The 10,547-nt window shown below is 62.6% G+C and carries 11 protein-coding genes and 2 pseudogenes; 2 read left to right on the forward strand and 11 right to left on the reverse strand.

Features of this window, described 5'->3' with window-relative positions:
* Both EOA85_RS17020 and EOA85_RS17025 read right to left on the reverse strand, forming a co-directional pair.
* Positions 1 to 659 (reverse strand): annotated as a pseudogene (locus EOA85_RS17020) (hypothetical protein); the annotation flags it as partial.
* A 160-nt stretch (positions 660 to 819) separates the two neighbouring features.
* On the reverse strand, positions 820 to 1,098 hold the full coding sequence (locus EOA85_RS17025; RefSeq protein ID WP_245485829.1) for a hypothetical protein: 279 nt from the start codon (positions 1,096 to 1,098) through the stop codon (positions 820 to 822).
* Positions 1,099 to 1,156: 58 nt separating this feature from the next.
* Between EOA85_RS17025 and EOA85_RS17030 the strand changes: the two genes are divergently transcribed.
* Complete coding sequence (locus EOA85_RS17030) at positions 1,157 to 1,462, forward strand: hypothetical protein (RefSeq protein ID WP_127210496.1); 306 nt, start codon at positions 1,157 to 1,159, stop codon at positions 1,460 to 1,462.
* Positions 1,463 to 1,484: 22 nt separating this feature from the next.
* On the opposite strand, the gene EOA85_RS17035 is transcribed toward EOA85_RS17030, so the two are convergent.
* From EOA85_RS17035 to EOA85_RS37505, 6 genes are all read right to left on the reverse strand, one after another.
* Positions 1,485 to 2,366, reverse strand: a complete 882-nt coding sequence (locus EOA85_RS17035; RefSeq protein ID WP_206523312.1) for a hypothetical protein — start codon at positions 2,364 to 2,366, stop codon at positions 1,485 to 1,487.
* Positions 2,366 to 2,851, reverse strand: a complete 486-nt coding sequence (locus EOA85_RS17040) for a hypothetical protein (protein ID WP_127210497.1) — start codon at positions 2,849 to 2,851, stop codon at positions 2,366 to 2,368. The genes EOA85_RS17035 and EOA85_RS17040 overlap by 1 nt, the downstream gene beginning before the upstream one ends.
* Positions 2,852 to 2,853: 2 nt before the next feature.
* Complete coding sequence (locus EOA85_RS17045) at positions 2,854 to 3,300, reverse strand: hypothetical protein (RefSeq protein ID WP_127210498.1); 447 nt, start codon at positions 3,298 to 3,300, stop codon at positions 2,854 to 2,856.
* 170 nt (positions 3,301 to 3,470) lie between these two features.
* Entirely contained in the window at positions 3,471 to 5,921 is a 2,451-nt protein-coding gene (locus EOA85_RS17050; RefSeq protein ID WP_245485830.1) for a hypothetical protein, read from the reverse strand.
* Positions 5,921 to 6,520 (reverse strand): hypothetical protein, encoded by a 600-nt coding sequence (locus EOA85_RS17055; RefSeq protein WP_127210500.1) that lies wholly within the window; start codon positions 6,518 to 6,520, stop codon positions 5,921 to 5,923. Before EOA85_RS17055 ends, EOA85_RS17050 begins: the two co-directional genes overlap by 1 nt.
* A 255-nt stretch (positions 6,521 to 6,775) precedes the next feature.
* Complete coding sequence (locus EOA85_RS37505; protein ID WP_164759705.1) at positions 6,776 to 6,916, reverse strand: hypothetical protein; 141 nt, start codon at positions 6,914 to 6,916, stop codon at positions 6,776 to 6,778.
* 655 nt (positions 6,917 to 7,571) lie between these two features.
* On the opposite strand from EOA85_RS37505, the gene EOA85_RS17065 reads away from it, so the two are divergent.
* Entirely contained in the window at positions 7,572 to 7,817 is a 246-nt protein-coding gene (locus EOA85_RS17065) for a hypothetical protein (RefSeq protein WP_127210501.1), read from the forward strand.
* 138 nt (positions 7,818 to 7,955) lie between these two features.
* Here EOA85_RS17065 and EOA85_RS17070 read toward each other — a convergent pair whose 3' ends face one another.
* The 3 genes and pseudogenes from EOA85_RS17070 to EOA85_RS17080 all read right to left on the reverse strand — a co-directional run.
* Positions 7,956 to 8,945 (reverse strand): Coat protein, encoded by a 990-nt coding sequence (locus EOA85_RS17070; protein ID WP_127210502.1) that lies wholly within the window; start codon positions 8,943 to 8,945, stop codon positions 7,956 to 7,958.
* Positions 8,946 to 9,127: 182 nt separating this feature from the next.
* Entirely contained in the window at positions 9,128 to 10,036 is a 909-nt protein-coding gene (locus EOA85_RS17075; RefSeq protein ID WP_127210503.1) for a hypothetical protein, read from the reverse strand.
* Positions 10,037 to 10,238: 202 nt separating this feature from the next.
* A pseudogene (locus EOA85_RS17080) lies at positions 10,239 to 10,547 on the reverse strand (hypothetical protein); the annotation flags it as partial.

Raw genomic sequence — 10,547 nt, forward strand, 5'->3', positions numbered from 1 at the left:
AGGGTGCCGTGGTTCCCGCCGGAGCCCGCCGTAATCGCACCGCTGCCGATGACGCCAAGGCCGATCGCCGCCGCGATGGTCGGAAAGATGCCCTTGCCATACAGAGACGCGTCGCGCGCCGCCTGGGCGCCTGCCAGATTGGCGGCGGTCGTGACGACATCGGCGGCGGTCAGCCCTGCATTCGCGGCGGAGCTGGCGGCGCTGGCGGCTGCCTGCCCGGCACTGGCGCCAGTGGCATCCTTTAGCACCTGCGTTTCATCGCGCAGCGCCTCGACCTCATCGACCACCTCCGCAACGTCAGGCGGCACGAAAGGAACAATGGTGATGGCATCGCTGCCCACCGCCGGCTCGTCTGCCATAAATTCAAACACTCGACCGGCATTGGCCGACCCGACCTGGGTGTGAACCGTCGTCCCCTTTTGCATCGCGCGGGCGGTGCGGGCGTCGGCAGCGCGGAACCATTCGCCCTCGCTCGCCGTGTAGATGCCGTTCTGTCTTTGGTCAGCCTGGTCCTTGACCAGCACGCGGTCGCCAACCTCGCACGGCACGCCGTCAATGATCTGCAGGCCATGAAGGAGAATGCTGACCGTGGTGGCCAGGCGCACGGGTTCGCGTTCGCCGGTCAGAAGTCGAACGGCGGCAGTTGCAGGTCGAGCCATCAGGCTTCTCCATGAAAAAGCCCCGCGAAAGCGAGGCTTGAAAATGCTCTATGATTTCAGCGTGCGCTTAGGGGACGCGCGGTCCATGACACATCTGCGGGGCGCGGAAGAGGCGCGGCTCCGGCCTCAAAAGAAAAAGGGCGCCCAAAACCGTTGCGGCCTATAGCAATCCGACAACGCGCCCCCCAACGCGCCTCTTGGTCCAGCCGGCGATTGTCAGCCCCAACGCCATGCCGGCGCAGTCGGCAACCCAGTCGAACCCATCCAGATCGCGCCCTATCAGTTGGGAGCCCTGAAGAACCTCGATCGCCGCGCCGGTAAAGGCGAGAAGAACAACCAGCCTTGCCTTGTGTCCCGGCCAGCCGAGGCTTCCCAGGGCCGCCAGCACCGCGAAGGCGATGGCGTGTTGGAGCTTGTCATCGTGAAGCGTGACGGCCATGCCGAGATCCGGCAAGAACCGCACCGGCAGAAGAGTGAGCAGGAGAACGACTGCCAGGGTGATCAGAAAAACGATCCTTGCCAGCATCGGAAAAGAGTTTAAACGCAACAAGACAGAGTCAGTCCTTTATCTGAAAAGCCTGCATGGGACAGGTGGATTTCCGTTCCAAAGATCGCATCAGCGCTTGGGAATTTCAAATCCAGAACCACAAGCCTGTGTTGTAAGAAAGGCCGCCGTCGCTCTTATTGCCCTGGAAACGACCACATACCTGCGTGCATTGCCAGCGGCGATTTCAGGAACTTTGGGTTTTCCCATGAAAAAGCCTGCGGCCAATGCAACAGGGGCAGGTAAAGAGAAAATCTAGCGCGGCCGCCTGGTTGCGGACCTCAGTTTTGCGCCACCGAGGCGCCGGCCAGCCGGGCGAGCGCAGCCCTATCGTCGGGCCTGAGATCAGCAAGGCGGTCATCGCCCGAAGTGGGCGAATTCAGGTTTTTCGCCGACAGATCGGTGCCGCCTTCAGCGCCGGTGGTTTCACCGTTGATCGCGCCGATGGTGGCCTTCGCGGCAGGCTCGGCGCCAAGCAGCTCAACAGAGCGGCCCGGATCTTTGGCGATCATCGCCTGGGCGAGTGCTTTTGCCGTGTTGCTGCGCCAGGCAGTTTCGGCCGCTTGCCTGGCGACCGGGTTCCCCATCTTGGCGATGAAGTCGAACCCGCTCTGCCGGATCGCCTCGAACGCTGCGGTGTCGTCCGGATCGCTCTGCGCGATGGCGCTCGTGTAGGAGTCCTGCGCCTTGGACCATTCGGCCTGCTCATAGTCCTGGCGGCGCGCATATTGTTGTGCGGCCATGCGTGCCGAGCCGGCCAGCCTTAAAGCCTCTTTTTTCCTGATGAAGTTGGCGCGTTCGCTCTCCGGCACTTTCGGCAGGGTGCCGTCGAAGAGCGTGTCGAACAGGCCTGATTTGATCACCTGGCCGGTGCGCGGGTCGACCTGGCCATACATCCTGTCATGCAGGCCGCGACCGTCGGCCGGCGCATTCCGGATCGCCTCGTTTTCGGCCTGGGCGATCTGCCCGTTCAACTCGCGGCCGATGACCTCGGCGTCGAAGGCGTCCTGCTGCTGCCTCTGCTGCCGGAACCGCTCGGCGACCGCCGAGAGCTCGTCGCCAAAACCCTGCATGGCGGCGCCGATCGGCGAGCCATCGGGATAGGAAACCACGCTGCCGGTATCGAGCCGGCGCTGGGCAAGCTGGAGGGGGATGGTCGCCATCAGTAAAGCCCTCCGCCCGGCGCCGGCGGAAAGGCGCTCTTGCCGAACGTCACGGCCTTGCTCGGGTCGTAGATGCCGGAAAGGCCGGACACGAGGTTGCCGCCTGCCCTAAAGATCGAGGCCGGCGCCGCCTGCTTGCCGGAAAAACGCGAGATCGCGGCCTGCGTGGTCAGATTGTTCTGGCGCAGCTGCGAGCCGTACTGGATCGCCTTGATGTCGAGCTCGCCCTGCCTTGCATTGGCCGCCAGCACCTCGGTCGGCGAGCCTGCCATGGCGACGCCCGAGGCGCCGGCCTGGGCGCGCGCCTGCGACAGCAAGAGGTCCTGTTTGTGGCGTTCCTGGCCCTGTTCGAAGGCCGCGGCTTGCGCGTCGGCCCGCGCCTGCAGTTCATAGGCCTTGGCCTGATAGTCGGCCATCTGCCTCGACTGCTGGCCCTCGACCAGCGCGCCGCCAACCGAAAGGCCGATAAGGGCAAGTGTGCACATGGTCAGCCGCGGCCTCGGCCCCGAAGCGAAAATCTAGCTGTGGTGCCTCCAACCGGCGCGCCGAGCGCAGGGCGCGGATCGAGCGCGCCGCCGGGGCTGAGGAGGGACAGAAGCATCTTGTCGGCCTGGATCGCCGACGCGCTGAGACGAGCGGGTGCTGCCGCTCGTGGTCCAGCTATGGCGGCGCGCCGGATGGCGGTCAGGTCGACCTTGAGGTCGGCAACGCCGGCGGCGTCGAACTGGCTGTTGGCGCTGGCGACGGCGCGGCGCAAGGCATCGGCGTCGAACAATTGCTGGCGCAGCTGTTCTATCAGCCACTGGGCCATGCGCCAGCGCTCGTCGAGGGAAGCGGCGTTTGCGCTGATCTCGTCGGCAAGTGCTGCGATGTCGACGCAGGCTTCACTTTGCGCGGCGGCGGCGCGGCGCTTGTCATCGGGGATTGGGGTCACAGGAAAGTCCTTTTAGGAGGGTGATGGAAAACGGCGATGCCGCTGATCTCCCCCTTGGGGGAGATAGCCGGCAGGCCAGAGGGGGTCGCCTCGCGTGAAGCGCCGGCATCCTCTGACCGCGATAGGAGGCTGCGTCAGGACGTGCCAAGGGGGGAGATCGGCGGTTTCAACTACGGCTCGGCGTCGAACACCGGCGTGAACGCCCGGATGGTGCAGGGCGTCGGATTGACATGGCGGATCTTCACTCTGCCCTGGCCTTCCCAGCTGTCCTCGATCGGCACCTCGACATTGCCGGTGAACAGATTGGCCATGCCATTGGGCGAAACGATCGAGGGGATACGGACCGGCTCCCACCGGCCGCGCATCGACGACGTGATTTCCAGCCCGGTTGTGTCGGTCTCCAGCAAGGACAGGATCACCGCCGCCACCTTCTTTCGGCGTCCGACAACCGACCCGTCCGTGCCGCCGACATCAAGCTCAAGCGTATCGGCGCCGGCCTCGTATGGAAGCCCGACCTGCCATTTAGCAGCGGCGGGCGAACCAACCGGGAGTGTGACATTGCCAGCACCGCTGACCGTCAGGCCGCGGTAGACCTTCCCGTCCGCAAGCACGTCCACAATCAGGCCGGCGAGATGTATTGCGCCGCCTGCTGTTGTAACTGCCGCGCCGGTGTAGGTCAGGCCGCAATCGACTTCGAACGCGTCGGCGATCTCGCCATATTCGAACGGAATGGTCTTGATTTCGATATAGCGCTTGGTGACTCCGCCGATGGTGCGCTTGACGAACAGCCAGAGATCATCATTGCCGTCCTGTCCCGGCGTGACCACGGCGCTTTCAACGATGCCCCATGCCGAACCTGAGAACGAGCCGGCGATGCGATGCCGGTGCATGCCGCGGACTTCCTGCGAAGGCTGGTGCGTGTAGCCGCCAAGTTCTCCGTTATCCAGCGGGAACCACAGCAGCGGATCGGGATCGGTCTGGAACGCCAGTTCAACGACACCCTTTTTTGGAATGTGCTCGGAAATCTGTCCGACATCATCCGACGTGAAGCGGCCGGTGGCGCTCTGGGCAAGTTCGGCGATCGATTTGCGGGAGCGCGTCACGTAAAGGAACGACTGCCCGGCATCCACCGGACGGACCTTGGCGCAGCCAAACGTGCGAGACCGACGGTTCTTGAAGGAAGAAGGGGTCAGCGCTTCGTCGATGCCGGAACCCGATAGTGCGCGGACCCCGCCAAGCGTTCCGATCAGCAGGGCACCATCCGAATCGGAGATCCACGTAATGTCATTGGCCTGCCCGCCGCCGGCCTGGATAAATTCAAGAGCATCGTCGTCCTTTTCCCCGAGTGCGAAATTGTCGAAGTCGCCGGTTGCGGATGCGTAGACGGAGAATTTTCGGCTGAAGGCTAACCGCTCCTCGTACAGCGAACCGCTCTCGACGTACTTGCCGGGAACGAAGGTGCCGAGACGCCAGCGGGCGATCGGGCTGAGATCGGGAAGCGCATGCCCATACAACCTGACTTTGACCACAGTAGCGCTGGTGCGGCTCGTGATACGCGCCCAGCGCCAGACAGCATCCGAGCCGAGCAAACGAATGGTACGGCCAACATCGCTGGTCTGAAAACCGGTGCCGTCGTTGATGCCGACGATCGAGGACGCCGCGAGATCGAATGGCGTCTGTGTATCGCCATCCTCATGCCATCCCATTTCCGCGATCGTAAGATTGGCGTCGTCCTCCGAGCCTGAGATATTCAACCGATAGGACTGGTAGGCAGTCTCATTCTGAAATTCGAAGAAGCGCACTTCGCTGCGCGACCACCCGGTTTCTGCTGTCCGGCTGTCAAGCGAGATCCAGTTCGTGCCGTCGAAGCCCTGGAAATCCCACGCGATGGGTGCCTTTGTACCACCAGTGGAGTTTGCCCGAAGCCAGTAGCCGTCACAAACCTTGGTCGCTGTACCGGCGAAGTCATAGGACAAGTAGCCGGTCGTCGTGCCGAACGAAAGGTTCGACCCATTGTCCCGGTCAAACACCTTGTAGGCGTCGGCGGACCCGCTGCTGTCGGCAGCAGTGCCGCTTGGAGCGGTGTTGTTGGTCATAAGGGGATGGACGGCGCCGGTCTCGGCAGGCGCCATGGTGGTCGCGCTTGTGTTGATGTCGTCATAGGGGCCGTCGAGAAAGACGAACTCGGCCAGCGTCCATATGGTGTGCGCCGTGCGGGTGAGAACCTGCGGAAGGTAGTCCCTGTGGGTGATCCACATCTGGTCGGCGGATTGGACGAATTGCAGGTCGAACAGATCGGCTTCGCGATAGGGTGTCGCCACTTCCACCGTGCCGACGCGGGCTCCATAGGCGTAGACGCGGATGTAGAGGTCGCCGAACTCAAGCATGTAGGCCTGGTCTGCCGAGAAGATGAACGGTATGCCGCGCGTCCTCTTGGCCGAAGTCTTCACCTCGCCAACGAAGTATGTCCCGCCGCGCTTGCGGATGCCGCCATGCGGCAACGTGACGAAGTTTTCGCATTTGGAAAGCGCCGCCCGATAAAGATCGAGCGACGCGCGGGCGTGTAGCCGCGGCGAGATCTCGCCACGCACGAATGTGTCCTGGACTGGATAGAGCGTCATCAGCGCACAAACCGGTTGTCGCCGCGCTGGATCGCCCAGGACGACGTCGAAAGCCTGCCGCCACGCTGGATGGCGTTGGACTGGAATGCCGCGTCGAGCGCCCGGTCATAAGCACCGCGGGCGATGTCGATCATGCCCGCCTTGTGGGTCAGCGGATGCGCGATCTTGATGGCGAGCGCTGCAACCAGCACTTCGGTGAACAGCGCGTCCCAGTCGTTCGGATCGGTGAGGTTGGCGACGTAGCGAATGAGACGCGGCCCCGACCGGTCGCAATAGATCAGCCCGGCCTCCTGGCGCCACGCGATCGGCACGCCATCCGGCTCGCCATTATCGGTCAGCGGCAAAGGCCGCAGGCAGTCCACCGGCAATTCATAGGCAAAGTTCAGCGTGCCCGCGCCACTGCCGGTATCGGACCCGGCGACGGCGGCCGCCAGGATCGCGAACACCCAGGCGTGTTTCGTCAGCTCTGCCTCGCGGGTCAGGTCGAAATGCAGATTGAGCAGGCGGGCCGGTTTCACGTCCTGATCAAGGCTGTCGATCGGCGCCTCGTCGAGGACGCCAAGCGCCATGTTGGCGATGTCGAGCGGGGTGATGGCCATGATTTTAGGCTCTGTCTGTGTGGATCGGAAAAAGCAGGCATGGGTCCACGGCAAAAAGCCGCTTCGTAGCGGCTGAGGATTTGGAGCAATTCCAGGAAAAGTGTGAACGGTTTTCCGTCCGGAATTGCGCAAAAACAAAGAGATAGAGCGGTTCGGCGTTTCCGTGAAACGATGAACCGCTGGTGATTTTTGCTTGAGCGAAACGTTCGCACGTCTCGTGCGTGGAACCCGTCACACGGGTGCAACCACCACCCGTCAGAAAGCGGGTAGCGTCGCGGCGTTATCGGTCCCCTGTGCCCATTCGAGCGAGGAAAAGACGATAATATCGTGGCTGTGCAGTTTCACGATATCGCCGCGCAACGCGGCGATCACTTGCGGCCCGAATTCCTGCGGCATCAGCCGACGCGTGCGCTCGTCGGCCGCCCTGTTTCGGCCGACTTGGCAACGGCGCTTGCTTGCAGCCTTCCGGCACCTCTCGCCATCCCCAAACCCCGATCGAGGGCCTCCTGAAGACTTGTCGTATAGTAGGCGGTGTTTTCCAGACCGCTGAAGAAGTTTATGCGGTGAACTTCGCCCTTTTTGCTTATGACGATGCCCGCTTTTCGGAGCACTCGCTGAACTGCCTTGTATGTCATGTTCATGGTTACCCTCCTTGCCAAGACAAAGCAGCATCGTCCATTTCTGTAACCATTTGGTGACGGCGATTGGTTAAAGGGCAACATGAATATGTTGCGAACCCAAGTCTTGTTTCACTCTGGTGCAGCGCAGCGGGTGAACTTGGGATTCGCCACATTGGCGACCTAGCGGTCAAAACCTGACGCTTGGTACCCGAAACGGAATACCGCTGCCGACCCATTTCGGACATCTAGGGCAAATACCCATGGAAAGCAGGAATTTGATATGATCTACACTAGTTGGAAGGCCCTTTCAGTGTTGATGTTCGCAATTATCCCATTCTCTGGATGCAGCAACGACCCTGAGTCACCGGAGAACAAACGTATATACTCTGTTCTCCAGCATCAGGAGTTTGAATTACGTCAGCAGAATAATCGTGCCAATTATTTTTTTTGGCAAGCGAGTAATGGATACTGAAATCAATACTATCGCCTTCCCGCTCGCCGGTGAGGCGAAAGGCTATGTAGTGTTTTATACCACGCCCGCAGAGGGAGGGTTAATTCTGTCGGTTCCGCAGCAATATGACAATATCAGTCTGACGAAGCAGACGCTTGAAGCCATCGTTGATAAAGGCCTCATCTCAAAGCCGCTTGAAATTCACCTTGCGTCACGCGCGCACTGAGCGCTTTGCCAAAAAGCACATTCTAGCGTCCGCTTTCCACCCTGAGCGGGCTTACGGCCCCGGAACCAAGCGTTAGATTTCGACCACTAGCGTCCAGAAAGGGCGGGAGTTCTTTTACCCCCGCCTCTTCCGGTCCGATCAGGCCTCGGTCGTCTTCAGCGCGATGAACGTCATGTTCTTGACGCTCGACGCGGTGCGGTCCCAGTTCGCCGCCAGCGCCAGCTCGGCGTCGGTGGCGAATTCGCCGGCCGAGGAGGCGTCGAGGAAGCGGGTGCCGGGCACATGCGGGACGAAATGCCTGCGGCCGACCATTTCGGTGACGCCGCCGCCATGGCCCTGGCGCGGCTTGCGGTCGAACTCCAGCGGCCCGCCTTCGGTGTTGACCGGCAGCTCGTTCCACAGGATTGCCTTGTCCTTGAACATGAACGCCGTGTAGACGCCCGCCGCCACCGGGATGTCGTCGTCGACGACGGCCCTGAGCCCCATGTAATAGGGGATCAGCGGCCCGCCCTGCTCGGACGGCGGCACATAGTCGATGAGGTCGGCGAGCTTCAACGCCTTCATCTGCTTGGAGTGCATCCAGATCGTCTTGAACTTGTCGGCGCGGTCGCCCATCAGATAGGCGGCCTCGATGATGTCGGTGTCGACGATCGAAGCGCCGGTGACGCGGACCAGGTCGCCGGCATCGTTGGCGATGTTGTCGGCCAGCACCCCTTTCAGGATGCCGAGCAGCGTCAGCTTGTTGGCGCGCTGCCAGTAGTCGGTCTGGCGGCGCACGATCAGCTTCTGCGGGTCGTCGCCGGCGAGGATGCTGGTCAGGTCCGGAATGCCCCAGGCCTGGGCGCGGACATTGCGGGCGGCGACCTCGCGGCGCGCGCCGATCTTCTTCAACTCGATCGAATCGGCCGGATCGTCATTGACCGGCTCGGACGGATCGTTGCCGAGATCCTTCCAGCCGGGCATGTCGACGGAACGCCCGCCCATGGAGAGCTTCGAAGCGATGGCCGGGTCGGAAAACAGGATCCCGGCCTGGTAGATCTCGAGCGACTGGACATGCTCCTCGAACGAGTATTGTGCATAGACGGACGGAACGATCGCGTCCGCGACACGGGTATAGACGTCTGCCATTTTGGTCTTCCTTCAGGTTTGATTGGCGGTTGCGCCCCTCACCCAGCCTCCGCTTCGCTCGGCTGACCTCCCCCGGCGGGGAAAGGAGACCTGCGCCGTCGGCGCCAGCCTCTTCTTCTCATGGGGAGAAGGTGGCCGCGAAGCGGCCGGCTGAGGGGGCATTCGGATGCGGCTACCCCACTTCAAAGAGGGTTGTTGGGTATCCACAGGTCGGGGTTTTCGCCGGCCTCGCGTGCCAGCCGGCGGGCGCGAACGGGATCGCTTCTGACGAGGGCCGAGATCTCAGTCAGGTTGCGTTCGCCGGCGGCGTTGCGCTTGAACGGATTGCCTCCGATCAAAGCCGCGCCGCCGTCGATCGTGTCTTCCCTGAACATCGCCTCGCCGATGGCGTGGAACGCCTTGGCGATGTGCGGATCGGTCAAGGCGCCGTCAGGCAGAAGGATGCCCTTCGCCTTGTAGGCATCGACCAGGCCGAGCTTCTTCATCGCCCGGTTGGCGACCTCCAGTCTCCTACGAAAGCCGTCGCTGTCGGTCGGTCCCCAATCCCTGACCAAGTCATCGTGAGTGGCCTCGACCGAACGGGCAAGGGCGATCTGCTGCACCTTGGCCTGCTCGGCCATGTAGCCGACGAAGCGGTCGTGATAGGCCTGCGCCACCTTCGGGGTGGCGCCGGCCTCGACCGCCCAGGCCTTGGACGCGTTGGCGAGCTCGTCCGAATAGGCGAAGTCTTCGGGAAGCCCGTCGGGGCGCCTGTACTCGACCTTGTCGGGCGATGTCAGCGGGCGCATCGCCTCAGGCAACCGGGCATGGAACCTGTCCCAGTCTTCCCCAGGTGCGTCCGCTGCGGGAATGCGCAGGCTCTCGCCCTGCTGCCGTTCCAGCTCCGCATAGGATGTGAAAACCCGATCGAGGCTTTCAGGCTGGGTCCAGCCCTTGGTTTCAGCGAGCTTGCGGTTACCTTCGGAAAGATCGTCAAACCAACTCTTGTCGGCCGGCGGGGCGGACCCGTTGTCCCCGTTGGCCGGTGGCCGTGCAAGGTTGCCCGCCGGTGGCGAAGCCACCACGGACCCGGCGTCTGCCAGATCTGTCATGAGATGTTCCTTTGTTGAGGTTAAAGGCTGATGATAGGAGCCGATGGTGGGGCCCAGTATCTCCCCCTTGTGGGGAGATGGCCGGCAGGCCAGAGGGGGGTACCAACGCGTGGAGCGCAAACCTCCATCTGTCGCTGAGGTCGGGCCCGGTCGCACCTCTGTCGCCTTTGGCGACATCTCCCCTCAAGGGGGGAGATTAACGCTACGCGTTATCGCCCCAATTCTCCCACAGCAGCGTGATCGTTCCGGTAACGGCCAGCATGCCGTCGGCGTCGATATCGGTGCCGGCGGCGAGGGCAAGGTTGAGATAGAGGTCGGCCGGCGTCACTGTGCCATCGAGCGTCAAAGCCGCCGCTACATCGGCGGTCGAAGCGGTCGACAGTGCAGCACCGGCACCGTCCAGCGTACGTCCGGTCGAAGCCAGCACATTGACCATGGTGCCGGCGAGCGCAGCGCTTGACGCCGCCGCCGACCCGAGCGACCAGGTCAGTGCCGCATTGTCGTTGATGGT

Origin of the sequence: Mesorhizobium sp. M5C.F.Ca.IN.020.29.1.1 (genome assembly GCF_003997375.1) — a bacterium.
In the GTDB taxonomy this organism is placed as follows: Bacteria; Pseudomonadota; Alphaproteobacteria; order Rhizobiales; family Rhizobiaceae; genus Mesorhizobium; species Mesorhizobium wenxiniae.